We start from the raw sequence: 23931 nt of genomic DNA on the forward strand, positions 1-23931 counted from the left end.
TTCAAGCTACGGCGACGACGTCGAGGATGCGCTGGATCACCCGGTCCTGGTCGATACCGGCCGCTTCGGCCTCGAACGAAAGAATGATGCGGTGGCGCAGCACGTCGAACAGCACGGCCTGGATGTCTTCAGGGCTGACGAAGTCGCGCCCGGCCAGCCAGGCATGGGCCCGCGCGCAGCGGTCCAGGGCGATGGAGCCCCGTGGGCTGGCGCCGTAGGCGATCCAGTCACCCAGTTCGGCGTCGTACTTGGCGCCGGTGCGGGTGGCCATGACCAGTTGCACCAGGTATTCCTCCACCGCATCGGCCATGTACAGACCGAGGATTTCCTTGCGCGCGGCAAAGATCGCCTGCTGGCTGACCCGGCGCTCGGGCTTGGTTTCGCCGTTGAGCGCTTCGCCACGGGCCTGCTGGAGGATGCGCCGCTCTACCGCGGCATCCGGGAAGCCGATCTTGACGTGCATCAGGAAGCGGTCGAGCTGGGCTTCGGGCAGCGGATATGTGCCTTCCTGCTCGATCGGGTTCTGCGTGGCCATCACCAAGAACAGCGGCGACAGCTCGTAGGTACTGCGCCCGACGCTGACCTGGCGCTCGGCCATGGCTTCGAGCAGCGCCGACTGGACCTTGGCCGGGGCGCGGTTGATTTCGTCGGCCAGCACCAGGTTGTGGAAGATCGGCCCCTGCTGGAACACGAAGCTGCCGGTTTCCGGGCGGTAGATCTCGGTGCCGGTGATATCGGCCGGGAGCAGGTCGGGGGTGAACTGGATGCGATGGAACTGCGCTTCGACACCTTCGGCCAGTTCCTTGATCGCCTTGGTCTTGGCCAGGCCAGGTGCGCCTTCCACCAGCATGTGGCCGTCGGCAAGCAGCACGATCAGCAAACGCTCGACCAGTTTTTCCTGGCCAAGGATCTGGGTTGAAAGAAAGGTGCGCAGCGCGATGAGCGCTTCACGATGTTCCATCGTCGACGGTTCCTGGAATGGCGCCCGGACGTACTGCGAAAAGCGCCCGGGCAGGGGCTGATACTTTAATCCATCCGGGCCTCTGCCGACTAATGGCACCGAGCAAATTTATCCGCGACATTGCCGCAGGGGTTTGCCGAAAAGTCTTTCAGCACAGGGCGAATCGGCTGCTTTCGGCCGGTGTGCGGGTATTCATTAACTGTTTCCCTTTAGCCGGGAGACAGGCCTCATGAACGTTGCAGCACCGCATGATCAGCAAGCCAGGACACTTACCGTGCGCATCGGGGTGTTCTTTGACGGAACTGGAAACAACCGCGACAACAGTCGCAGCACGGCGCAGTGTCGGGCCTGGTCGAGCGGCGCGCCGCTGGATGATGCCAGTGCAGGTTTCTGCCGGGCGCATGGTTTCGATGCCCAGGGCAAGATGCCCCATGACAGCTATGGCAACGAACCGAGCAATATCGCCTATCTCTACGAGCTGTACCGCGACCAGGCCGAGGAGGTGCTGGGGCCCGAACAGGGTGAGGTGTCCCTGGCGGTCTATGTCGAAGGTGTCGGCACCACTCGCGCCGGGCCTGACTCGCTCTATGCCCAAGGCACCGGGCGTTGGGGCACTGGCGTGCTGGCGCGGGTGGCGCAGACGCCGGCGAAGATCCTGCAGCGGCTCGCGGCCTTGCAGGCGCGCAACCCGGGCCTGGTCGTCGGGCGCCTGGTGTTTGACCTGTTCGGCTTCAGCCGGGGTGCGGCCGAAGCCCGGCACTTTGCCAATGATCTGCTCAAGGGCGCGAAAAGCCTGCTGGCCATTGAACTGGCCGGCGGCGCAGTCCAATTGGCGGGCAGCTTTGCCTGGCGCCGGGACAGCGACATCAGCCTCAATTTCATCGGCCTGTTCGACACCGTGGCAGCCATCGTGTCGCCGCTGGTGGGCAACTTCAGGCCGGGCAACGACGTCTACGGCCGCCTGGCGCTGGGCTTGGCCAAGGGCGACGCGCGGCGGGTGGTGCAACTGGTGGCAGCCGACGAGCAGCGCGAGAACTTCGCCCTGGTCGCCAGCGATGACGACATCCTGCTGCCGGGGGTGCATGCCGACCTAGGGGGTGGCTACCTGGCGCAGATGCACGAACAGGTGCTGCTCAGCCGGCCTGACCGCTGTGAGGTCAATCTCGCGGTGGCCGACGAGCAATCCCCCGCCAGCCAGCGGGTACGCCAGGTGCTTGAAACCCAGGCACGCAACTGGCAGGCGCGCGGGTTGATGCCGGCGCTGAAGGTCTGGAGCCAGGCGCTGCCGTTTGACCGTGAGGAGTATGTGCAACCCGTCAAGCGGGTATTTGCCGCAGTGCAGAGCGAGCGCGAAGTGCTCGGGCAGCTGTCGCGGGTCTACCTGCGGGTCATGCGCGAACTGGCCGTGGTGTACGACGTGCCATTGGCCAGCCCGGAAGGTATCGCCGCGTTGGCCTTGCCGGATGAACTGCTGGAAATCACCGAAAAACTCCAGGCTTTCGCCCTGGGGCAGACCCCGCGCTGGAACCTCTGCGAGCAGGAGCAGCACCTGCTCTATAGCCGCTATGTGCACTGCTCCGCGCACTGGGGAATGCCCGGCAATACCAGCGACAGCCGCCTGGAAGCGCTGTACCTGAACCGGCCCGCCAGCGCGGGGCGGGCCGTGCACGGCAATCGCTGAGCAGCCGTCCATCGCAGAGATAGAAAGCAAGCTAATTAATTGTTTGACATTAGCTGCTTAGGCAGTAGTATTTCGCCAACTTACTGCCTAAGCAGGTAACTCCCCGATGCAGCACTTCACCCCGGAAAACTTCCAGACCTGCACCATTGGCATGCTCCTGGGGCGTGCAGCGCTGGTCAAAGACCGCATCCTCGACACCCACCTGCAGCAGTACGGCGTAACTGCTGCGCAGTTCAAGGTGCTGATCATCAACGCCCAATACGGCGTCGATACCCCGGCCGAGCTGTGCCGCTATCTGGAGCTGGACAGCGGTTCGATGACGCGGATGCTCGATCGTCTGGTGCAGAAAGACCTGATCGCGCGCCGCCCCTGCGAAGACGACCGCCGCCAGGTGCGCCTGCAGTTGACCGAGGAAGGGCAGAAGCTTGCCGATCAGTTGCCGCACGTCGGGGCCGCGGCCATGAACGAAGTGGTGGGTGGGCTGGAGCCGGATGAGCTGGCCACCCTGGAAAAAATCCTCACCAAGATGCTGCTGGCCGTTGGCGATTCGCTGACGGCCATGCGGGTAGGTGCGCAATGAACATCAAGCCTTTGCGTACGGGGCTGAGCCTGATTGTCGTGGCCTTGACCCTGGCAGGTTGTGCCAACTACAGCGGCTTGCTGCCTGAAGGCAAAAGCCTCAAGGCCGGCGACTTGCATGCCGAGCAAACCCTCAAGGGCGTGACCTTGTCCGCCGCCGCCTGGCCGAAAAGCGACTGGTGGCGCAGCCTCGGTGACCCGCAGCTGGACAGCCTGATCGCTGAAGCGCTGCGCGACAGCCCGGACATGCAGATCGCCAGCGCGCGGGCCCACCAGGCCAGTGCAGCGGCCTACGCGGCTGATGCCGCGCGCATGCCGAGCCTGGATGCCAGCGCCGGCGTCAACCGTTCGCGGCTGGCCCGTGACCAGGACCCGAGCGGAGCAGGCGGCACCTATGCCACCGTACGCACCCTCGAAGCCGACTTCAGCTACACCTTTGACTTGTGGGGCGGCCAACGCGACGCCTGGGAAGCGGCACTGGGCCAGGCCCGCGCCGCTGAAGTGGACCGTCAGGCTGCGCAACTGACCCTGGCGGCCGATGTCGCCAGGGCCTACAGCCAGCTGGGGCAGGCCTACATCGTCAACGACCTGACCCAGGACGACCTCAAGCGTACCCGGCAGATGCTCGACCTGGGCAAGCGCCGCCTGGCTTCCGGGATCGACAGCGACTACCAGCTCCAGCAGACCGAAAGCCTGGCCGCCAGCTCCGAAGAGCAGGCGATCAATGCCGAGAAACAACTGCGCAGTGCGCAGATCGCCTTGGCCGTGTTGCTGGGCAAGGGCCCGGATCGCGGCGCGCAGATCACCCGGCCCAATGTGCTCAAGCCGAGCGCGGTGGCCTTGCCGTCGGTGCTGCCGGCTGAATTGCTCGGCCGTCGCCCGGACCTGGTGGCTGCGCGCTGGCGGGTCGAGGCGGCCAGCAAGTCGATCGATGCCGGCAAGACCCAGTTCTACCCCAACCTCAACCTGAGCATTGCCGCCGGCACCCAGGCTTTGCTGGGTGACGCGATCTTCGGTGCGCCGAGCCGCTTTTTCAGCATTGCCCCGACCGTATCGCTGCCGATCTTCGACGGTGGCCGCCTGCGTGCCGACCTTGATGCCCGCGACGCCGACTACGACCTGGCGGTGGCGCAGTACAACAAGAGCCTGGTGCGCGCACTGGGTGAGGTCAGCGACAACATTGACCAATTGCACGCGCTCGGCCGGCAGATCGCCGCCAAACAGCACGCCGCCGACATCGCCCAGCAGTCCTACGACACCGTGGCCCAGCGTTATGGCGCCGGTATCGGCAACTACCTGGACGTGCTCAGCGTCGAGCAGCAACTGCTCCAGGCCCAGCGCCAACTGGCGGACCTGAACGCTGAACAGATCGACCTGTCGATTCAACTGATGCAAGCGCTGGGTGGCGGCTTCCAGGCTGACACCGGCGCCGCTGCGCAGACCGCGGCGGTGCCGTCGGCCTCCCGTAAACAATAAACGCCAAGGTACTAGTCATGGCCACTGACACTTCTTCGGACACTGCCGTCACCGCGCAGGACCTTTCCAACCAGCGCAAGCGCAAGGTCTGGCTGTTCACCGTGCTGCTTGTGGTGCTGCTGCTCGGCGCCGGGATATGGGGCTGGCATACCTTGTACGGGCGTTGGAGCGAAAGCACGGACGACGCCTATGTAAACGGCAACGTGGTGGAAATCACCCCGTTGATTACCGGCACGGTGATTAGCATCGGCGCCGACGATGGCGACCTGGTGCATGCCGGGCAGACCCTGGTGCAGTTCGACCCGAGCGACGCCCAGGTCGGTTTGCATTCGGCCGAGGCCAAGCTGGCCCAGGCCGTGCGCCGGGTGCGTGGCTTGTACAGCAATGTCGATGGCATGAAGGCCCAGGTGGCTTCGCGTCAGGCTGACTTGCAGAAGGCCCAGGAAAACTACAACCGTCGCAAGACGCTGGCGGCCGGTGGGGCGATTTCCCAGGAGGAGCTGTCCCACGCCCGTGATGACCTGAGTTCGGCGCAGAGCGCACTCAACAACGCCCAGCAGCAGTTGAGCACCACCAGCGCGCTGGTTGACGACACCGTGGTGTCGTCGCACCCGGAAGTGCAGTTGGCCGCTGCCGACTTGCGCCAGGCCTACCTGAACAATGCCCGCAGCACGTTGGTGTCGCCGGTGACTGGCTATGTTGCCAAGCGCACCGTGCAGTTGGGCCAGCGTTTGCAGCCGGGTGTTGCGACCATGGCGGTGATCCCGTTGAACGAGCTGTGGATCGATGCCAACTTCAAGGAAACCCAGCTGCGTGACATGCGTATCGGCCAGCCGGTGGACATCGTCGCCGACCTGTACGGCAGCGAAGTGAAGTACAGCGGCACGGTCGACAGCCTGGGCGCGGGCACGGGCAGTGCCTTTGCCCTGTTGCCGGCACAGAACGCCACCGGCAACTGGATCAAGATCGTCCAGCGGGTGCCGGTACGGATCCACATCAACCCGCAGCAATTGCAAGATCACCCGCTGCGCATCGGCTTGTCGACCCAGGTCGACGTAGACCTGCATGACCAGAGTGGCCCGGTGCTGGCGCAGCAACCACCGCAGAAGGCCTCGTTCGAGACCCAGGTGTTTGATCGTCAGTTGGCTGAGGCCGACACCCTGATCGCCCGCCTGATCCACGACAACAGCGCCACTGCCAGCAAGACGGCGCAACGATGAGCAGCAATGCTTCGTTCTCGCCGCCGAGCCTGTTGCTGACGACCATCGGCTTGTCGCTGGCGACCTTCATGCAGGTGCTCGACACCACCATTGCCAACGTGGCATTGCCGACCATTTCCGGCAACTTGGGCGTGAGTTCGGAGCAGGGCACCTGGGTCATCACCTCATTTGCGGTGAGCAACGCGATTGCCTTGCCGTTGACCGGTTGGTTGAGCCGGCGTTTTGGTGAAGTGAAGCTGTTCATCTGGGCCACGCTGCTGTTTGTGGTGGCCTCGTTCTTGTGTGGCATTTCCCAGTCGATGCCGGAGCTGGTGGGCTTTCGGGTGTTGCAGGGGGTGGTGGCCGGGCCGTTGTACCCGATGACCCAGACCTTGCTGATAGCCGTGTACCCCCCGGCCAAAAGGGGGATGGCCCTGGCCTTGCTGGCGATGGTCACGGTGGTGGCGCCGATTGCCGGGCCGATTCTCGGTGGCTGGATTACCGACAGCTACAGCTGGCCGTGGATCTTCTTCATCAACGTCCCGATTGGTTTGTTTGCCGCGGCGGTGGTACGTCAGCAGATGCGTACGCGGCCGGTGACTACCAGCCGGCAGCCGATGGACTACGTCGGCTTGCTGACCTTGATCGTCGGGGTAGGGGCCTTGCAGATCGTGCTCGACAAGGGCAACGACCTGGACTGGTTCGAGTCGAACTTCATCGTCATTGGTACGTTGATATCGGTGGTGTTCCTGGCGATTTTCATTATCTGGGAACTGACCGACAAGCACCCGGTGGTGAACCTGCGCCTGTTTGTGCACCGCAACTTCCGTATCGGCACGATTGTGTTGGTGGGGGGGTATGCGGGGTTCTTCGGGATCAACCTGATCTTGCCGCAGTGGTTGCAGACGCAGATGGGTTATACCGCGACTTGGGCGGGGTTGGCGGTTGCGCCGATCGGCTTGCTGCCGGTACTGATGTCGCCGTTTGTGGGCAAGTATGCGCACAAGTTTGATTTGCGTGTGTTGGCCGGGTTGGCGTTTTTGGCGATCGGCGCCAGTTGCTTCATGCGGGCGGGGTTCACCAGTGAGGTGGACTTCCAGCATATCGCCCTGGTGCAATTGTTCATGGGGATCGGGGTGGCGTTGTTCTTCATGCCGACCTTGAGCATCTTGCTGTCTGACCTGCCGCCGAACCAAATTGCCGATGGCTCGGGGCTGGCGACCTTCCTGCGTACCCTGGGCGGGAGTTTTGCGGCGTCGTTGACGACGTGGATCTGGATTCGCCGGGCGGACCAGCATCATGCTTATTTGAGTGAAAGCATCAGCACCTATGAGCCGGCGACGCGGGACATGCTGCTCCAGTTGGGTGGGGCGAGTACGCAGTCGTATGCGCAGATGGACCGGATCCTTACCAGCCAGGCGTATATGATGTCGACCGTGGACTATTTCACCCTGCTGGGGTGGGTGTTTGCCGGGTTGGTTCTGTTGGTGTGGTTTGCCAAGCCGCCGTTTACGGCGAAGGCTGGGGCGGCTTCTTCCGGGCATTGATTTTGGATTTTGAGTTGGGTTGCTGCCGGCGCCCTCGGCGCTTTCGGGCCATGCAAAGCTACACACTGCGGGGGTGCACAATTTCTGTAGCCGCTGCCGTTAGGCTGCGCTGGAGCCCGTAAGGGCTCCCAAAGGCGGCGCCTGCCATGCAGGCGAGCGCAGCCTTACGGCAGCGGCTACGTTTGCCAGCGATAGGCCAGCCCACAGTTAACAAAACAAGCGCAATCACCATCAATCAAACAACGAGACCCCTGATGACCCCTGAACTCCAGATCACCGACCTCCACCTGGGCGAAGGCAAAGCGGCCATCAAGGGCGCCCTGATCACCACCCAATACACCGGCTGGCTGGAAGACGGCAGCGAATTCGACTCTTCCTGGTCGCGCGGCAAGCCCTTCCAGTGCGTGATCGGCACGGGCCGCGTGATCAAGGGCTGGGACCAGGGCCTGCTGGGCATGCAAGTCGGCGGCAAGCGCGAACTGCGCGTCCCTGCCCATCTGGCATATGGCGAACGCAGCATGGGCAAGATCCCCCCGCATTCGAACTTGCGCTTCGAAATCGAACTGTTGGAAGTCCTGACCCGCGACGATTGATGCACCTTTCGTCGTCTTATTTCAGCAATACATTGGCGTTAAAGTCCGTCGTGCTCAGGGATGAGCACCCCATGGATGAACCAATCGGCTTCAAGGCACTCTGAAGAAGCCCGTGCCCATGGAAGGAGCAGCAGACAAGGACAGCCCCGCGAGTACAATCGCGAGGCGGTATAGGCGGGTCAGCCTCAACCCCATTGCCGTAAAGAGCCCGCCCCTCATGAAGTTGCCATCGTTCCTTCGTCGTCACCGCCACGCGCTGACGGCTGTTGCCCTGGCTGCCATCGTCATGCCGCTGACGTTCCAGGCAGTCGAAAGCCACGACCGGCCCATGGATGGCACCCAGACCCTGGTGTTCCTGCGCCATGCCGAAAAGCCCGGTGAAGGCCTGGGGCAACTCAATTGCCAAGGGCTCAACCGTGCGCTGGACCTGGCAACGCTGCTGCCGGAAAAATTCGGCAACGCCAACTATGTATTCGCCGCCAACCCTTCACGGCATGTTGAAGAGGGCAGCCACGACGATGCCTACAGCTACATCCGCCCCTTGATGACCATCAGCCCGAGCGCCATCAAGCTCGGCCTGCCGGTGAACATCGATTTCGCCGCCAACGACACCGCCGACCTGGCCAATGAGCTGTTGCAGGACAAATACCGTAATTCGGTCATCTACACCGCCTGGTCGCATGGTTACCTGCCTGAACTGATCAACACCGTGGCTGGCAAGGCGCTGGGCGAGAAGCGGGTGATCACCGATGACTGGGACGGTGCAGATTTCGATTCGCTGTATGTGCTGACCCTGACCTGGCACGACGGCAAGGCCAGCCTGCTCAGCCGCAACTACAAGCAAGGGTTGAATGGCGGGGCGCAGACTTGCCCTAGCTGAGGCGCAGGCTGCTCTGGCCTTATCGCCGGCAAGGCCGGCTCTCACAGGTTTGTGCGGGCACTCAAACCTGTGCGGGCCTGGTGATCTTATTTCATCGGCGGCAGGCGCCGCTTGACCGGGGTTTTCTTGACAATCGCGGTGTTGGTTTCGGCATGGCTGTTGAGCTTGTCGAGCAAGGTATCCAGCTGCTCCATCGAGCGCACATGCAAACGCGCGATAAAACAGTCATCGCCGGTCACTTTGTCGCACTCGGTGAACTCCGGGATCGCCACGATCTGCCGCTCGACTTCCTGCAACTGCCCAGGCAACGGCCGAATGCGCACAATCGCCTGCAACTGATAGCCAAAGCAGCGAGGGTCGACCTCAACGGTATAGCCCTTGAGCACCCCGCGCTCTTCCAGCCGGCGCAAACGTTCGCTGACGCTGGGTGAAGACAACCCGCTCAACTGCGCCAGGGCCTTGAGCGACAGGCGCGAGTCGTCCATCAGGGCCTGGATCAGCAACTGGTCGATGTCATCGGTCATCACGGCCTCCTAAGGCAATACGCGGAAACGGCCTTGATAATAAAGGCCGATGGTCAGTCTAGCCTGATTTATCAACTGGAACGCTGGCCTTCAGCCGTCGCATACTTTTCCCATCGTCGAGGAGGTGTGAGATGGACAGTTCGTTACGCCGTGGTTCGCTGGAGATGGTTGCCGCGATGCTGATTTCCGGGACCATCGGCTGGTTTGTGCTGGTGTCCGGGCAGCCGGTGCTGGATGTGGTGTTCTGGCGCTGCGTATTCGGCGCGGTTACCTTGCTGTTGATTTGCGCAGCCATGGGCTTTCTCAAGCCTGGCATCCTGAGCTGGGCCACCTTTGCCCTGGCGGTGATCAGTGGCGTGGCCATCGTCGGCAACTGGGTGTTGCTGTTCGCCTCCTATTCGCGCGCCTCGATTGCCATCGGCACGGCGGTGTACAACGTCCAACCGTTCATGCTGGTGGGGCTGGCCGCGTTGTTCCTGGGCGAGAAGATCACCACCGCCAAGCTGTTCTGGCTGGCGGTATCGTTCGCCGGGATGCTGGCCATCGTCAATGCCCACGGCAATGCCAGTGGCAGCGGTGACGACTACCTGATCGGTATCGCCCTGGCGCTGGGCGCGGCGTTCCTCTATGCGGTCGCGGCATTGATCATCAAGCGCCTGACCGGCACGCCGCCGCACCTGATCGCGCTGGTCCAGGTCAGTACCGGGGTGCTGTTGCTGGCGCCGTTTGCCAACACCAGCGGCTTGCCCGGCATGGGCGGTGAGCTGGCCAGCCTGATCACCCTGGGGGTGGTGCACACCGGTGTGATGTACGTGCTGCTGTACGGCGCGATCCAGAAGCTGCCGACGGCACTGACCGGCGCGCTGTCGTTCATCTACCCGATTGCGGCGATCTTCGTCGACTGGTTGGCCTTCGGCCATCAACTGGTGTTGCTGCAATGGCTGGGTGTCGCGGCGATCCTGCTGGCGGCGGCGGGGATGCAGCAGGGCTGGTGGTTCAAGCCAGCCGCTGGCGCTGCAACGTTGAAAGCCGACTAGGCCCGCGCGGCCCGGTCGATCAGCGCCGCCACTTCGGCGGCGCGTGAGGCCAGCGAGGCGTGGCTGGCATCGAGCTTGAGCAACTCCTTTGGCTTCATGCGCCCGGCCATCATCTGCTGGTTGGCCGGGTGGATCATCTGGTCGTGGTTGGAGAGCTGGTACCAGCAGGGTTTGTGTTTCCAGGCCGGGTCGCTGATGGTGTCGCCAAAGGTGCTGGCCAGCGGCGCCTTCTGGGTGACCCCCATGACCAGGCCTTCATCCTTCGACAGGTCCTGGCAGAAGCTTTCGTGGAATTTGTCCGGTTTCAGCCACAGGTAACCGTCGCTGTCCGGCGCCAGGTTCGGCGCGGCTGCGGGCAGGTTCTGCTGGGTAATGCCGCCGGGGCTTTCGCCTGCATCCGGGGCAAATGCCGCGATATACACCAGGCCGGTCACGTTGGCCTGGTTGCCCATCTGGGTGATGACCGCACCGCCATACGAGTGCCCGACCAGCAAGACCTTGCCCGGTTGCTGGGCGACCATCTTGCGGGTGCGCTCGGCGTCGTCGGCCAGGGCGGTCAGGGGCATTTCGACAGCGTGCAGATTGCTGTGGCCGAGGCGATGCAGTTCGAGGATGACCCGGGTCCAATGCGCGGCACCGCCCCAGAACCCGTGGACCAGCACGATCGCGGGAAGATCACTCATGGCCTTGCTCCTGCTGTAGGTGGGAATGGCAGTGTAGACGCTGCACCTGCGATTCGACGGAACACAGGACGGACGCGCTAGAATAGGCCGCTTTGCCCCAGCGACCTTTGCCATGACCCCTGAAATCGCCACGCTCCACGCGCACCTGCTCGGTGCCTTGAACCCTGTACCTGCCGAAACCCGCCGTGTGTTCCACGGGCGCGGGCGCTGCTGGCCGGGCCTGGAGCAGATCACTGTGGACTGGTTGCAGGGCGTGTTGCTGGTGTCGCTGTTTCGCGAGCCGCCCGAGGGGCAGCAGGCGCAGTTGCAGCAGATGCTCAAGCAACTGGCCGCCAGCCTGGGCTGGAGCAGCGAAGCGATCCTGATCCAGCACCGCTACCTGCTGGAAAGCACCGGCCAATGGTTGCTGGGTGAGCCCTGCGAGCAGCGGGTGATCGAGGAAGACGGGCTGCGTTACCAGTTGGACCTTGGGGTGAAGCAGAACACCGGGCTGTTCCTCGATATGCGTTATGGCCGGCGCTGGGTGCGTGAGCAGGCGGCGGGCAAGCGGATCCTCAACCTGTTTGCCTACACCTGCGGGTTCTCGGTCACGGCGCTTGCCGGTGGCGCCGAGCAGGTGGTCAACCTCGACATGGCGCGCTCGGCGCTCAGCCGTGGCCGGGACAATCATCGCCTGAACGGGCATGACGTGTCGCGGGTGGGGTTCCTTGGGCATGAACTGTTCAAGTCATGGGGCAAGGTACGCAAGATGGGCCCGTATGACCTGGTGATCATCGACCCGCCGACCTTCCAGAAGGGCAGCTTCGTGCTGACCCAGGATTACGCGAAGATCTTGCGACGCTTGCCGGAGTTGCTCAATGCCGGCGGGACGGTGCTCGCTTGTGTGAATGACCCGGCTATCGGGCCGCAATTCCTGATTGAAGGGATGGCGGCCGAGGCGCCGCAACTGGCCTTTGTCGAGCGCCTGGAAAACCCGCCGGAGTTTCCCGACAGCGAGGTGGCGGGTGGGTTGAAGGCGTTGGTGTTCCGGCTGAACTGAGCCTTTTTATGATGTGGAATACCGACCAGGCACCGCGTCGCTTCCAATCGCTGGCAAGGCCAGCTCCCACAGGTGTCAGTCATTAAGTGTCAGTCATTGTGGGAGCTGTTTCTGTGGGAGCTGGCCTTGCCAGCGATGAGGTCTGAGCCCTCACAGAGAATCGGGCAATACAGTCAATGCCGCAACCGCCGCCACCCCAGCACCAACCCGGTCCCACTGATCAGCAGGCCGCCCACACTCAGCACGATCATCCACACATCCCACAGTGGCCGGTTGTGCAGCAGCGGCAACCAGTCCCAGCTGTGCAGCAGGGCGAACAGCCAGCGCGATGCCCGCTTGGGCTGATCGAGCACCCCGAGCACTTCACCGGTGTACAGGTCCAGGTGCAGCCAGGTCTGCTGCGGATCATCAAACTTCACCCGCAACACCGGCAGGCGCTTCTCGATATGCCCCATCATGCTGTGCTCGGCGCGGGCGTAATAGTAGAAGTCGTAGGCCTCCAACTGCTCACTGTGCATCCGCCCCTCAGGCCATACTGCCTTCGCTGCACTTTCCAGCACCTCGCGCGGCAAGCGCGTCAGCACCTGCCCATCGGCCATCGACAGCACCCGCGTGCTGCCCGCGCCGTCATGCCCGACCAGATACCCGGCCCCCCCGATCAACCGCCATTCCAGCTCGCGCGCCTTGAAACCTTGCCCATCGAAACGCGCCAGTGCCTGCTGCGCGGTCAGTGGAAACGCCGTGGTCGTCAGCGGCCCAGCCGAATACGCCGCCACCTTCAACGGCGTCGCACTGCTGAACACCTGCCAGGGGTTCATCGACATCAGCCCGCTGAAGATCCAGGTGATCGCCAGGCTGCCAAATATCAGCCCGCCCAGGTGGTGCCAGCGCGCAAACCCGCGATACGGCGAGCGCGAGCCGCTGCGATACGGGCGCTGGAAGCGCCAGCGCAACACGCCGATCACCGAACCGAGCAGCGCCATGACCGTCGCCGCCAGCGACAGGTAGATCACGATATTGGTCCAGATCCCGTCCAGGCCAATGCCGCGCAGCGGGTACAGCCAGTGCAGCCAGGCGCCTACGTAGTTCCAGCCACGCTCCAGCCGGGTGGCATCGCGCACCACCGCGCCGGTTTGCCCGGAGATGTACAGCAAGGTGTTGTCGCTATCGTCCAGTTCCACGCGCTGCAGCGGACGGTCCGCATCCAGCCCGCGGGAATGGCTCCACAGGTCTTCGTCCACCGCCCCGCGATATTCGGCGTGTGCCTGCGGCGCGTATTGCCGGGCGCTGGCCAGGGCCTGCTCACGATCAACCGCCGGGATTTTCTGCCCGCTCACGGCGCTCACCGCCACATTGCTGTGGCCCGGATAAGTGAACAGGTAACGCGGCTCGCCGGCCACCGTGCTCAGGCGCATGCTGGCGGGTGGGCGCAGCGGGTCGGCCGCCGTCATGGCCGCGTCCAGGCCCACGCTCGGCGCGGGGCTGCCCAGCACCGGCAAATGCAGCAGGTGCTCGCGCGGCGTCAGTTTCGGGTAGCCGACATAGAGCATGACCACGCCGGACACGAACCACAGCGCCATGAACAGGCACAGCACGATGCCCAGCCAGCGATGCCACAGGTACAGGTAACGCTTCATCACACAGTTCCTCGCAGGCCGGGGCATTCAGCCCCGGCCTGTTCCAGTCAGAAGCGGGTCTGCACGGCCAGCTCGAACGTCCGTGGCGCGCCCAGGTAGAGCATGCTCGACGACGTCCAGCGGGCGTACACCTCATCGGTCAGGTTGCGCACCCGCGCGGTAATGCGCGTGTCTGCATCTACCTTGTAGCCGACAAACGCGCCGAACACCGTGTACGCCGGGGCATAGCGGGTGTTGGCGGCGTCGGCATACACCGAGGACACGTAGCGGCTGTCACCGCCAATCTGCCAGCTCGGGTCGATGTCGTAGGTCAACCACAGGTTGGCCACCCGCTCGGGGATGTTGGTCGGGGTGTTGCCCTTGCGCGACACGCTGGTGCCGCCGACGTTCTCGTTGAACTCGTCGTACTGGGCATCGACATAGGCAAAGTTGCCCTCGGCCAGCAGTTGCGGGGTGACGCGCAGCGAGGCGGCCACTTCGATGCCGCGTGAGGTCTGCTTGCCCACCGGCTGGGTCACGCCCGGATTGGCCGGGTCGGCGGTGGCCAGGTTTTTGCGCTCGATCTGGTAGGCGGCAACCGTCGCCGAGCCCAGCCCGTCGAGGAAGTCGAACTTGCTGCCCACCTCGATCTGCTTGCCGGTGCTCAGGTCGAAGTCACGCACCGTGGCAAAGCTTGCAGTCGAGAGGATGCCAGCCGGCGGGTCGGCGGCGGTGCTGTACTGCACGTAGACGTTGGCGGTCGGGGTCAGTTCGTAGACCAGGCCAATGCGCCCGGTGGTGGGCTCGTAGACGCGCTTGAAGTCCAGCGGGTTGTTGGCGTCCACGGCGCGGTAGTTGTGCACCTGCAGGTCGACATGGTCATGGCGCAGGCCGGTCAGCAGCGACAATCGATCGGTCAACTGCTGGCGGTTCTCGAGGAACACGGCCCAGGTGTCCACGGTGTTCTGGCGGTTCTTCTGGTAGCCGGGGAGCATGCCGGGCAGGTCGTAGAACTTGCCTGGGTCGAAGTTGCCCGGGTCGACGCTGTCGAACACCCGGTTGATCGAGCGCGGGTAGTTCATCGACACGTTGTGGCTGTAGTCCACCCCCGCCGACCACTGGCTGCGCCGGCCGAACAACTGCCCTTCATGCAGCAGTTCCAGGCGGTTGCCATTGAGCTCCTGGTCGTGGCGTTGCAGCAGTGCGTTGGAGCGGATCACCCTATTGTTGTCGGCGTTGTAGGCGTAGGTCTCCAGGTTGCGGAAATTACGCTCGGCGTTGTAGTGGTAGAGCGTGTTGCGCAGCGAAGTGTCGTCGTTTAAGCGGTAGTCGGTGATCGAACGCAGCCAGCGCACGCGCTGCTCGTAGCGGCCATCCTCGACGTTGTAGTTCTCGAAGCGGCGGCTCTCGTCGACCTTCATTTCGCCGCCCAGCGGGTTGAGCACGGGGCTGCCCCAGTATGGGCTGTCGACCACCTCGTTCTGGTATTCCAAAGCCAAGGTGTGGGACAGCTGGTCGTTGAAGTCGGTGAGTAGCGAGAAGGCGACGGTCCAGGCATCGCGCTCTTCGCGGTCGACATAGCCGTTGCTGTGGCTGTGGCTGAAATCCAGGCGCGCGTAGTTGCGGATGCCGTCGCCGTCGTTGAGGGCGTGGTTGAAGCCGAACGAGGTTTCGCTGCTGTCGTAGGAGCCGTACTTGATGCGCCCTTCGTTGAAGTTTTCGTCGCGGCTGGCCAGCTTGGTGATGTAGTTGATCGAGCCGCCCACGGCGCCGGCGCCGAACAGGAAGCTCGACGGCCCGCCGATGGCCTCGACGCGGTCGTAGATCCAGCTGTCCACCGGGCGGGCGGCAATCGCGTCGTATTGCACGGTAATGCCGTTGAACAACTGGGTGATCTGCGCGCCGGAAAAGCCCCGGTAGGCCACCGACCCCGCCGAGCCTGGTGGCGACGCGGCGGTCATGCCGGGTACGCCGGCGAGGGCGTCCTGGGTGGTTTGTGCGCCGCGCTGTTCGAGTTGTCGATGGTTGACGATATTGACCGAGGCCGGCGTTTCGCGGGGCGTGAGGCCCAGGCGCGAGCCGGTTTGTGATGGCGTATCGAGCAGCACGCCTTCGTGCGAGTCTTCGACATCGGTGATTTGTACGTCAGGCAGGGTCACGGTGTGATCGGCCATGGCGTTGAACGACAGCGCGCAGAGCAGGGCTGCGCACCCAGGGTAACGGGAGGTGTTGGTCATCAAGCGAACTCTGGAAATGAGCCAGCGGCCGGTGGCACCTGCTCGGGCAGGCGCAACAAAAAAAGGCCGGTTTTGGGCGGCCGCACGGGCGGCCTGGGCAGTCAGACCAGAGCGGGGGAGGCGCGGGGGTTGGCGGCGGGCCAGCAATAACGCGGCGGGGCTTTGCTGCGCAGCTCGCGGACATAGCGGCGTGGGCGACTGATCGCCAGCAGCCAGCCAATGACCAGGCTCAGGCCCAGGCACACCACGGCAGCGGCGCACACTGGGCAGGTTTGCATGCTGTCCCAACCGGCAACGCTGTCTTCGCTGTAGTCGCTCTTCAGGGTCGGGCCGGGGTTGCCCATGGCGGAACAGAACGCCCCGCCAATGCCGTTGAGCTTCAGGCCCATCATCTGGCCATGGCCCAGACCGCAGGCGAACAGATTGAACAGGACACAAAAATAGAGCGTCCAGGCAATCAGCGGGCGGTTGGGGGTGGCAGAGAAGGTCATGGCGGGGACTTTAGCATCGAACGGTTATGGGCAGAAGGCAAGGTATGACATGAATGTCAGGGTTGGGCAGTGGACGAGTACGAGTTTTGGTTTTTTGTGGGGCTTGCGGGCCCCTTCACTCCAGTGAAATTGACCTTTCAGCAAGGCCAGCTCACACAGTGGGTATGTGGGTGGCTTTGCTTTGTACGGTGTAGGCAGCAACGTCAGCAAACCCTTGAAACCGCACGATCAACCCGTAAGATGTGTCCGATCTGCCACGGGTGTAGTCTCACCCTCTAATTAACCGGATCAACCGGCGCCCCAAAACCCCGGTTCCCCACGTATTTTCAATGACGAGGTACAGACATTGGCCATCATTAAACCCAAAGTTCGCGGTTTCATCTGCACCACTACGCACCCGAAAGGCTGCGAACTGAACGTACGTGATCAGATCGAGGCAACCCGCAAGCTGGGCTTGCGCAAAGATGGCCCGAAAAAAGTCCTGGTCATCGGCGCCTCCAGCGGCTACGGCCTGGCTGCACGCATCACCGCCGCCTTCGGCTACGGCGCCGATACCCTGGGTGTGTTCTTCGAGAAGCCAGGCACTGAGACCAAGCCCGGCACCGCCGGCTGGCACAACTCCGCCGCCTTCGACAAGTTCGCCAAGGCCGAAGGCCTGTACAGCAAGTCGATCAACGGCGACGCCTTCTCGCACGAAGCCCGCGCCAAGGTCATCGAGCTGATCAAGAACGAAATGGGCGGCCAAGTCGACCTGGTCGTCTACTCGCTGGCCTCGCCTGTGCGCAAACTGCCAGACACCGGCGAAGTCATTCGCTCGGTACTCAAGCCCATCGGCCAGCCGTACAAGTCGACCGCCATCGACACCAACAAAGACACCATCATCGAAGCCTCGATCGAGCCTGCCACCGAGCAGGAAATCGCCGATACCGTCACCGTGATGGGCGGCCAGGACTGGGAGCTGTGGATCAACGCCCTGAGCGACGCCGGCGTGCTGGCCCCGCAAGCGCGCACCGTGGCCTTCAGCTACATCGGCACCGAAATCACCTGGCCGATCTACTGGCACGGTGCCCTGGGCAAAGCCAAGCAGGACCTCGACGAAACCGCCCTGCGCCTGAACCAGAAAGTCGCCGGCGGCGCCAACGTTGCCGTGCTCAAGTCCGTGGTTACCCAGGCCAGCTCGGCCATCCCGGTAATGCCGCTGTACCTGTCGATGGTCTTCAAGATCATGCAGGAGAAGGGCGTTCACGAAGGCACCCAGGATCAACTGGACCGTCTGTTCCGCGACCGCCTGTTCCGCGCCGATGGCCAACCAGCCGAACTGGACGAAAAAGGCCGCCTGCGCCTGGACGACTGGGAACTGCGTGACGACGTACAGGATGCCTGCAAGGCACTCTGGCCACAGGTGACCACCGAGAACCTGTTCGAACTGACCGACTACGCCGGCTACAAGAGAGAGTTCCTCAAGCTGTTCGGCTTTGAGCGTCAGGATGTCGACTACGAAGCCGACGTTGCTACCGACACGCCGTTCGACTGCATCGAGCTGTAAGCAGCACTCGCTGTAAACCAAAAAGGCCCATGTCGCGAGACATGGGCCTTTTGCGTTACGGGCGGTGATTACTGCCCGGTGTAGATCTGGTCGAACACGCCACCATCGTTGAAGTGGGTCTTCTGCACGGTGCGCCAGTCACCAAAGGTCTTCTCGACCGAGAGGAAGTCGACTTTCGGGAAGCGGTCGGTGTACTTGGCCAGCACCGCCGGGTCACGTGGACGCAGGTAGTTGTTGGCGGCAATCTCCTGGGCCTCAGGCGACCACAGGTACTTCAGGTAGGCCTCGGCTACCGCACGGGTGCCTTTCTTCTCGACCACTTTGTCGACCACGGTCACCGGCGGCTCGGCTTCTGCCGACACGCTCGGGTAGATCACTTCGAATTGATCACGACCAAACTCGCGGGCAATCATTTCCGCTTCGTTCTCGAAGGTCACCAGCACGTCGCCAATCTGGTTGGTCATGAAGGTGGTGGTGGCCGCGCGGCCACCGGTGTCCAGCACTGGCGCCTGCTTGAACAGCTTGCCGACGAAAGCCTTGGCCTTGTTCTCGTCGCCGCCGTTCTTCAGCACGTAGCCCCAGGCCGACAGGTAGGTGTAGCGGCCGTTACCCGAGGTCTTCGGGTTGGGCACGATGACCTGGACGCCGTCCTTGAGCAGGTCTGGCCAGTCTTTCAGGGCCTTGGGGTTGCCCTTGCGCACGATGAACACGGTGGCCGAGGTGAATGGCGCACTGTTGTTCGGCAGGCGCGTTACCCAGTTCTCCGGCACCAGCTTGCCGTTGTCGGCCAGGGCATTGATGTCGGTGGCCATGTTCATGGTGATGACGTCGGCCGGCAGGCCGTCGATCACCGAGCGCGCCTGCTTGCTCGAACCGCCGAAGGACATCTGCACCTGGAGCTTCTCTTTGTGCTCCGCTTCCCAGTGCTTCTGGAAGGCCGCGTTGTAGTCCTTGTAGAAGTCGCGCATCACGTCATAGGAAACGTTGAGCAGCGGCGGGGCCGCCTGGGCCAGAGTGCTCAAGGCCAGACCTGCGGCCAGAAGCGAGGCACTGAAGAGTTTTTTCACTGCGCATTCCTTGTTGGAGTTGGCTAAGAAGCATTATGGCGACGACTATAACGGCTGGCCTTTAGACACTAAAAGATTAAAAAGTACTTTGCTTATTCCACTTTCTTGAAAAGCACATTGCCGCAGCGGGAGCAGAAGGCCGCGCCATGTTCGTGGCTGCTTTTGCGGCAGGTCGGGCAGTCGTGCTTGAGCTGTTCACCGCGCATGGCATTGGCCAGTTCGGCGGTGAAGATGCCGGTGGGCACGGCGATGATCGAGTAACCGGTGATCATCACCAGCGAGCTCAGCACCTGGCCTAGCGGGGTCTTGGGCACGATGTCGCCATAGCCCACGGTGGTCAGGGTGACGATGGCCCAGTAGATGCCCTTGGGGATGCTGGTGTAGCCGTGCTCCGGCCCTTCGATCACGTACATCAGGGTGCCGAACACGGTCACCAGGGTCGACACGCTGAGCAGGAACACGATGATTTTCTGCTTGCTGCCCTGCAACGCCGCCAGCAGGTAATGCGCCTGCTTGAGGTAGGGCGCGAGCTTGAGCACGCGGAAGATCCGCAGCATGCGGATGACCCGGATCATCATCAGGAACTGTGCATCGGAATAGTAGATGGCGATGATCCCCGGCAGGATCGCCAGTAAATCCACCAGCCCGTAGAAGCTGAAGGCATAGCGCAGCGGCTTGGGCGAGCAGTACAGGCGCACCAGGTACTCGATCAGGAACACCGCGGTAAAGCCCCATTCGATGATCGCCAGCAGGTTGGCGTAGTGCTGGTGGACCTCGTCGATGCTGTCGAGGACCACGACCACCAGGCTGGCGAGGATGATCAGCAGGAGGATGGTGTCGAAGCGTCGCCCGGCGACGGTATCGGTTTGAAAGACGATGACGTAGAGCCGGTCGCGCCAGCTCGAAGGGGTTTCCATGCGCAGCTCCATTCAACAATGGAGCTGAGCCTAGGGGCAGCGCTTCAGCTATGCAAGCGCCCGGCGCGGCGTGCCAGCGGCTGGCGCAGCACGCGCTGGCCGATCAGCACCAGCCAGCAGGCGAGGATGAACGGCGCGGTCAGGCCCGGCACCGGCAACTGGGCAACCAGCGGTTGCAGGATGATCGCCAGGAGCATCGCCAGCAGTGGCAGCCAGGGTTGCTTGCGGGTCTGGCTGAAGGCCAGGGCGGCGAGGGCGGCGTTGAAGCCGTACAAGCCGGCATAGGCGGCGCTGGCTTCACCGCCGATCAACGCGACGCTGCCCCCGACGGCGGCGCCGAGCAATGCCCAGGCGGCGGCGTAGCGGTTCGACAGCAGCAGGCCGATGGCGATCAGCAGGCCGGCTAGCGGGTTGTCCAGCAGGAAGATCTCGCCCAGGCCACGGGCCAGTGCGTACAGCGCGTTGTGTTCGACCGGGGCGGCGGCAGCGTTGGCGCCGGGCTCGCTGACCAGCAACACGGCCCAGCCGATCAGCACGAAGGGCGCGGTGTAGGCGGGCAGCAGCAGGTTGGAGCTGGCGCGCTTGAGCCATTGGTGCACGAGCATGCTGCTCAGGCCGCCGGCGGCGATGATCAGCGGGGCGAGGATCGCCGACCAGGGCAGCGCGTAGCTCAGCAGCAGGCCGATCAGCACGCCGTTGTAGCTGTAGAGGCCGGCTTGGCGGTCGGTGCGGTTGTAGCCGCGGCGTTGCGCGGTGAGCAATCCTGCGAGCGCGCCGAGCAGGGCGCCGCCGATCAGTTCTGGGGCACTGATGAGAATGGCCAGCAGGCAGAACAGGCCGCACAGCGGGTTGCGCTGCAAGAGCACCTGGCTGAAGCCGTTGAGCAAGGCCGTTGCCCAGTCAGGGCAAGGGTTTACAAAATTCTTGGTGTACATAGGGGCAGGTCTGGTGGGTGAAGTGGGGCGCCTCTTTGGGCTGTGTTTCCCACATGGGTTGGGTAGAACGGTGGTGGATTCATCGCCGGCAAGGCCGGCTCCCACAAAGTTGAATACACCTCCAACCCTGTGGGAGCCGGCTTTGCCGGCGATAGCATCACATCAGATCAACGTCTCGATCCGTAGCGTGTTAGTCGACCCCGGCTTGCCAAAAGGCACACCGGCGGTGATCAGCAGCGTGTCACCACGGCTGGCCATACCTTGCGCCTGGGCGATTTCCAGCGCCGTCGAGCAGACTTCATCTACCTGGCGCAGGCGATCATTGACCACCGAGTGCACACCCCAGGCCACGCTCAGGCGCCGTGCAGTGTTCAAGTTCGGCGTCAGGTTGAGGATCGGCGCCCGTGGCCGCTCGCGCGCGGCACGCAGGGTCGAACTGCCCGACTCGCTGTAGTTCACCAGCACGGCCACCGGCAGGATGCTGCTGATCCGGCGAATCGCGCAGCTGATCGCGTCCGACATGGTGGCTTCCGCCTGCGGGCGACCGACGTCGAGCTGGGCCTGGTAATCCGGGCCGCCTTCTACCTGGCGAATGATCTTGCTCATCATCTGCACGGCTTCCAGCGGGTACTCGCCCGAGGCCGTCTCTGCCGACAACATCACCGCATCGGCGCCTTCGGCCACGGCATTGGCCACGTCAGTAACCTCGGCGCGGGTCGGGGCAGGGGAGAAGCGCATCGACTCGAGCATCTGCGTCGCCACGACCACCGGGCGACCCAGTTGGCGGCAGGTGGTGATGATGTTCTTCTGGATCTGCGGCACGCTTTCGGCCGGGACTTCCACGCCCAGGTCGCCACGGGCGACCATGATCGCGTCGCTCAGCTCGGCGATTTCGCGCAGTTGGGTCACCGCCGACGGCTTCTCGATCTTGGCCATCAGGTAGGCGCGGTCACCAATCAACTGGCGCGCTTCAATAATGTCTTCCGGGCGCTGCACGAACGACAGGGCCACCCAGTCCACGCCCAGCTCCAGGCCGAAGCTCAGGTCGCGGCGGTCCTTGGCGGTCAGCGGGCTGAGGTCCAGCACGGCCTGTGGTACGTTCACGCCTTTACGGTCGGACAGCTCGCCGCCGTTAAGCACTTCGGTGTCGATGGCGTCGGCGTGCTTGGCGGTCACGCGCAGGCGCAGCTTGCCGTCGTCGAGCAGCAGGTCCATGCCTGGCTCAAGCGCGGCGATGATTTCCGGGTGTGGCAGGTTGACCCGCTCCAGGGTGCCCGGGGTGCTGTCCAGGTCCAGGCGCAGGGCCTGGCCGCGTTGCAGCTGGACCTTGCCGTCGGCAAAGCGGCCGACGCGCAGCTTCGGCCCTTGCAGATCCATGAGGATGCCCAGCGGGTAGTTCAGCTGGGCTTCCACTTCGCGGATCCACTGATAGCGCAGGGCGTGGTCGGCGTGCTCACCGTGGCTGAAGTTGAGGCGGAAGATGTTCACCCCGGCTTCGACCAACTGGCGAACGTCGTCGATGCCGTTGATTGCTGGGCCGAGGGTGGCGAGGATTTTGACTTTTTTGTCAGGCGTCATGTTGGGCAGTCTCGAGAATCAGGATGGCACGGAAGTCGTTGACGTTGGTCCGGGTCGGCTCGGTAACGATCAGTGCGTCGAGCGCGGCGAAGTAGCCGTAGCCGTTGTTGTTGTCCAGCTCGTCCGCTGCCGACAGGCCCAGGGCCTGGGCACGCGCGTAGCTGTCCGGGGTCATGTAGGCACCGGCGTTTTCTTCCGAACCGTCGATGCCGTCGGTGTCACCGGCCAGGGCGTAGACACCCGGCAGGCCCTTGAGGCTTTCGGTCAGGCTCAGCAGGAACTCGGCGTTGCGCCCGCCACGGCCGTTGCCGCGCACGGTCACGGTGGTTTCGCCACCGGAGAGGATCACGCAAGGGGCCGCCAGCGGCTGGCCGTGCAGGACGATCTGGCGGGCAATGCCGGCGTGCACCTTGGCCACTTCACGCGACTCGCCTTCGAGGTCGCCGAGGATCAGCGGGCTGAAGCCGGCCTGGCGCGCCTTGACCGCAGCAGCCTCCAGCGATTGCTGGGGCCGGGCGATCAGTTGGAAGTGGCTGCGGGCCAGGGCCGGGTCGTCGGCCTTGACGGTTTCCGAGGCCGGGTTGTTCAGCCAGTCGATCACCGCTTTGGGCGCTTCGATGTGGTAGCGCTTGAGGATCGCCAGGGCTTCGGCCGAGGTGCTCGGGTCGGCCACGGTGGGGCCGGAGGCGATGACCGTGGCGAGGTCGCCCGGTACATCGGAAATCGCATAGGTGTAGACGGTGGCCGGCCAGCAGGCCTTGGCCAGGCGGCCGCCCTTGATCGCCGAGAGGTGCTTGCGCACGCAGTTCATCTCGCCGATGGTGGCGCCGGACTTGAGCAGGGCCTTGTTGATCTGCTGCTTGTCGGCCAGGGTCAGGCCGGCGGCAGGCAGCGCCAGCAGGGCAGAGCCACCGCCAGACAGCAGGAAGATCACGCGGTCTTCGGCCGTGAGGTTGCTGACCATTTCCAGTACGCGCTTGGCGACGGCGAGGCCGGCGGCATCCGGGACCGGGTGGGCGGCTTCGACCACTTCGATTTTCGAGCAGCTGGCGCCGTGGCCATAGCGGGTCACGACCAGGCCCGAGACTTCGCCTTTCCAGCTGCGCTCGACCACTTCGGCCATGGCGGCGGCAGCCTTGCCGGCGCCGATGACGATGACGCGACCGCTGCGGTCGCTGGGCAGGTACGCTTCAAGGACCTGGCGTGGGTGCGCGGCGTCGATGGCTGTGTCGAACAGCTCGCGCAGGAATTGTTGCGGATCGACCGACATGGCAGGCTCCAATCTTATTGTTCTGCAGAATCGAAAACGCCCTTGGGCCTGCCTCCGTGCAGGCCGACCCAAGGG

General features: G+C 63.6%; 21 protein-coding genes. 10 read left to right on the top strand and 11 right to left on the bottom strand.

The features are described from left to right. Position 1 precedes the first annotated feature (1 nt). The gene (locus M5G11_RS16940; protein ID WP_043864622.1) at positions 2–961 is read right to left on the bottom strand and encodes an AAA family ATPase; all 960 of its coding nucleotides are present in this window, start codon (positions 959–961) and stop codon (positions 2–4) included. A gap of 229 nt (positions 962–1190) precedes the next feature. On the opposite strand from M5G11_RS16940, the gene M5G11_RS16945 reads away from it, so the two are divergent. From M5G11_RS16945 to M5G11_RS16975, 7 genes are all read left to right on the top strand, one after another. Next, complete coding sequence (locus tag M5G11_RS16945) at positions 1191–2642, top strand: T6SS phospholipase effector Tle1-like catalytic domain-containing protein (protein ID WP_273911707.1); 1452 nt, start codon at positions 1191–1193, stop codon at positions 2640–2642. Positions 2643–2748: 106 nt separating this feature from the next. Then, entirely contained in the window at positions 2749–3222 is a 474-nt protein-coding gene (locus tag M5G11_RS16950) for a MarR family winged helix-turn-helix transcriptional regulator (RefSeq protein ID WP_273911708.1), read from the top strand. Continuing rightward, complete coding sequence (locus M5G11_RS16955) at positions 3219–4697, top strand: efflux transporter outer membrane subunit (RefSeq protein WP_273911709.1); 1479 nt, start codon at positions 3219–3221, stop codon at positions 4695–4697. The genes M5G11_RS16950 and M5G11_RS16955 overlap by 4 nt, the downstream gene beginning before the upstream one ends. 17 nt (positions 4698–4714) lie before the next feature. Then, on the top strand, positions 4715–5917 hold the full coding sequence (locus tag M5G11_RS16960; protein WP_273911710.1) for an HlyD/EmrA/EmrK family protein: 1203 nt from the start codon (positions 4715–4717) through the stop codon (positions 5915–5917). Continuing rightward, the gene (locus tag M5G11_RS16965; RefSeq protein ID WP_273911711.1) at positions 5914–7443 is read left to right on the top strand and encodes a DHA2 family efflux MFS transporter permease subunit; all 1530 of its coding nucleotides are present in this window, start codon (positions 5914–5916) and stop codon (positions 7441–7443) included. Before M5G11_RS16960 ends, M5G11_RS16965 begins: the two co-directional genes overlap by 4 nt. Positions 7444–7697: 254 nt before the next feature. Beyond that, positions 7698–8036, top strand: a complete 339-nt coding sequence (locus M5G11_RS16970) for an FKBP-type peptidyl-prolyl cis-trans isomerase (RefSeq protein ID WP_273911712.1) — start codon at positions 7698–7700, stop codon at positions 8034–8036. Between the two features lie 217 nt (positions 8037–8253). Next, on the top strand, positions 8254–8916 hold the full coding sequence (locus tag M5G11_RS16975; RefSeq protein WP_273911713.1) for a histidine phosphatase family protein: 663 nt from the start codon (positions 8254–8256) through the stop codon (positions 8914–8916). 86 nt (positions 8917–9002) lie between these two features. On the opposite strand, the gene M5G11_RS16980 is transcribed toward M5G11_RS16975, so the two are convergent. Next, positions 9003–9440, bottom strand: coding sequence for an Lrp/AsnC family transcriptional regulator (locus M5G11_RS16980; RefSeq protein WP_273911714.1), 438 nt, complete (start codon positions 9438–9440; stop codon positions 9003–9005). Between the two features lie 131 nt (positions 9441–9571). On the opposite strand from M5G11_RS16980, the gene M5G11_RS16985 reads away from it, so the two are divergent. Further along, positions 9572–10477, top strand: a complete 906-nt coding sequence (locus tag M5G11_RS16985; protein ID WP_273911715.1) for a DMT family transporter — start codon at positions 9572–9574, stop codon at positions 10475–10477. Here the strand turns inward: M5G11_RS16985 and M5G11_RS16990 are convergent. Continuing rightward, positions 10474–11160: an alpha/beta hydrolase gene (locus M5G11_RS16990; protein WP_273911716.1), complete on the bottom strand. Its 687-nt coding sequence runs from the start codon at positions 11158–11160 to the stop codon at positions 10474–10476. The genes M5G11_RS16985 and M5G11_RS16990 overlap by 4 nt on opposite strands. 112 nt (positions 11161–11272) lie before the next feature. On the opposite strand from M5G11_RS16990, the gene M5G11_RS16995 reads away from it, so the two are divergent. Next, positions 11273–12199, top strand: a complete 927-nt coding sequence (locus M5G11_RS16995; RefSeq protein WP_273911717.1) for a class I SAM-dependent methyltransferase — start codon at positions 11273–11275, stop codon at positions 12197–12199. Between the two features lie 173 nt (positions 12200–12372). On the opposite strand, the gene M5G11_RS17000 is transcribed toward M5G11_RS16995, so the two are convergent. The 3 genes from M5G11_RS17000 to M5G11_RS17010 form a co-directional block, all read right to left on the bottom strand. Next, on the bottom strand, positions 12373–13836 hold the full coding sequence (locus M5G11_RS17000) for a PepSY domain-containing protein (protein ID WP_273911718.1): 1464 nt from the start codon (positions 13834–13836) through the stop codon (positions 12373–12375). A gap of 47 nt (positions 13837–13883) precedes the next feature. Beyond that, positions 13884–16052, bottom strand: coding sequence for a TonB-dependent receptor (locus M5G11_RS17005; RefSeq protein WP_273911719.1), 2169 nt, complete (start codon positions 16050–16052; stop codon positions 13884–13886). A 101-nt stretch (positions 16053–16153) separates the two neighbouring features. Next, entirely contained in the window at positions 16154–16543 is a 390-nt protein-coding gene (locus tag M5G11_RS17010; protein ID WP_273911720.1) for a DUF2946 domain-containing protein, read from the bottom strand. 346 nt (positions 16544–16889) lie between these two features. Between M5G11_RS17010 and fabV the strand changes: the two genes are divergently transcribed. Beyond that, entirely contained in the window at positions 16890–18089 is a 1200-nt protein-coding gene (fabV, locus tag M5G11_RS17015; protein ID WP_273911721.1) for an enoyl-ACP reductase FabV, read from the top strand. 68 nt (positions 18090–18157) lie between these two features. On the opposite strand, the gene M5G11_RS17020 is transcribed toward fabV, so the two are convergent. The 5 genes from M5G11_RS17020 to M5G11_RS17040 form a co-directional block, all read right to left on the bottom strand. Then, positions 18158–19156 (bottom strand): sulfate ABC transporter substrate-binding protein, encoded by a 999-nt coding sequence (locus M5G11_RS17020; protein ID WP_273911722.1) that lies wholly within the window; start codon positions 19154–19156, stop codon positions 18158–18160. A 92-nt stretch (positions 19157–19248) separates the two neighbouring features. Next, positions 19249–20073, bottom strand: coding sequence for an ion transporter (locus tag M5G11_RS17025; RefSeq protein ID WP_273911723.1), 825 nt, complete (start codon positions 20071–20073; stop codon positions 19249–19251). 44 nt (positions 20074–20117) lie between these two features. Further along, positions 20118–21008: an urea transporter gene (locus M5G11_RS17030; RefSeq protein WP_273911724.1), complete on the bottom strand. Its 891-nt coding sequence runs from the start codon at positions 21006–21008 to the stop codon at positions 20118–20120. A 162-nt stretch (positions 21009–21170) separates the two neighbouring features. Beyond that, positions 21171–22586, bottom strand: a complete 1416-nt coding sequence (pyk, locus tag M5G11_RS17035; protein WP_273911725.1) for a pyruvate kinase — start codon at positions 22584–22586, stop codon at positions 21171–21173. Then, positions 22576–23856, bottom strand: a complete 1281-nt coding sequence (locus tag M5G11_RS17040) for a glycerate kinase type-2 family protein (RefSeq protein ID WP_273911726.1) — start codon at positions 23854–23856, stop codon at positions 22576–22578. Before M5G11_RS17040 ends, pyk begins: the two co-directional genes overlap by 11 nt. Between the last annotated feature and the right edge of the window lie 75 nt (positions 23857–23931).

It is taken from the genome of Pseudomonas fontis (assembly GCF_028656955.1).
Taxonomy (GTDB): domain Bacteria; phylum Pseudomonadota; class Gammaproteobacteria; order Pseudomonadales; family Pseudomonadaceae; genus Aquipseudomonas; species Aquipseudomonas fontis.

What these genes read in the sequence shown, in the direction of transcription:
- M5G11_RS16950 (WP_273911708.1), top strand. Translation starts at nt 2,749, where the DNA reads ATGCAGCACTTCACCCCGGAAAACTTCCAGACCTGCACCATTGGCATG.
- pyk (WP_273911725.1), bottom strand. Translation starts at nt 22,586, where the DNA reads ATGACGCCTGACAAAAAAGTCAAAATCCTCGCCACCCTCGGCCCAGCA.
- M5G11_RS16975 (WP_273911713.1), top strand. Translation starts at nt 8,254, where the DNA reads ATGAAGTTGCCATCGTTCCTTCGTCGTCACCGCCACGCGCTGACGGCT.
- M5G11_RS16990 (WP_273911716.1), bottom strand. Translation starts at nt 11,160, where the DNA reads ATGAGTGATCTTCCCGCGATCGTGCTGGTCCACGGGTTCTGGGGCGGT.
- M5G11_RS17005 (WP_273911719.1), bottom strand. Translation starts at nt 16,052, where the DNA reads ATGACCAACACCTCCCGTTACCCTGGGTGCGCAGCCCTGCTCTGCGCG.
- M5G11_RS17010 (WP_273911720.1), bottom strand. Translation starts at nt 16,543, where the DNA reads ATGACCTTCTCTGCCACCCCCAACCGCCCGCTGATTGCCTGGACGCTC.
- M5G11_RS16970 (WP_273911712.1), top strand. Translation starts at nt 7,698, where the DNA reads ATGACCCCTGAACTCCAGATCACCGACCTCCACCTGGGCGAAGGCAAA.
- M5G11_RS16955 (WP_273911709.1), top strand. Translation starts at nt 3,219, where the DNA reads ATGAACATCAAGCCTTTGCGTACGGGGCTGAGCCTGATTGTCGTGGCC.
- M5G11_RS17000 (WP_273911718.1), bottom strand. Translation starts at nt 13,836, where the DNA reads ATGAAGCGTTACCTGTACCTGTGGCATCGCTGGCTGGGCATCGTGCTG.
- M5G11_RS16985 (WP_273911715.1), top strand. Translation starts at nt 9,572, where the DNA reads ATGGACAGTTCGTTACGCCGTGGTTCGCTGGAGATGGTTGCCGCGATG.
- M5G11_RS16940 (WP_043864622.1), bottom strand. Translation starts at nt 961, where the DNA reads ATGGAACATCGTGAAGCGCTCATCGCGCTGCGCACCTTTCTTTCAACC.
- M5G11_RS17030 (WP_273911724.1), bottom strand. Translation starts at nt 21,008, where the DNA reads ATGTACACCAAGAATTTTGTAAACCCTTGCCCTGACTGGGCAACGGCC.
- M5G11_RS16945 (WP_273911707.1), top strand. Translation starts at nt 1,191, where the DNA reads ATGAACGTTGCAGCACCGCATGATCAGCAAGCCAGGACACTTACCGTG.
- M5G11_RS16980 (WP_273911714.1), bottom strand. Translation starts at nt 9,440, where the DNA reads ATGACCGATGACATCGACCAGTTGCTGATCCAGGCCCTGATGGACGAC.
- M5G11_RS16960 (WP_273911710.1), top strand. Translation starts at nt 4,715, where the DNA reads ATGGCCACTGACACTTCTTCGGACACTGCCGTCACCGCGCAGGACCTT.
- M5G11_RS17040 (WP_273911726.1), bottom strand. Translation starts at nt 23,856, where the DNA reads ATGTCGGTCGATCCGCAACAATTCCTGCGCGAGCTGTTCGACACAGCC.
- M5G11_RS16965 (WP_273911711.1), top strand. Translation starts at nt 5,914, where the DNA reads ATGAGCAGCAATGCTTCGTTCTCGCCGCCGAGCCTGTTGCTGACGACC.
- M5G11_RS16995 (WP_273911717.1), top strand. Translation starts at nt 11,273, where the DNA reads ATGACCCCTGAAATCGCCACGCTCCACGCGCACCTGCTCGGTGCCTTG.
- M5G11_RS17025 (WP_273911723.1), bottom strand. Translation starts at nt 20,073, where the DNA reads ATGGAAACCCCTTCGAGCTGGCGCGACCGGCTCTACGTCATCGTCTTT.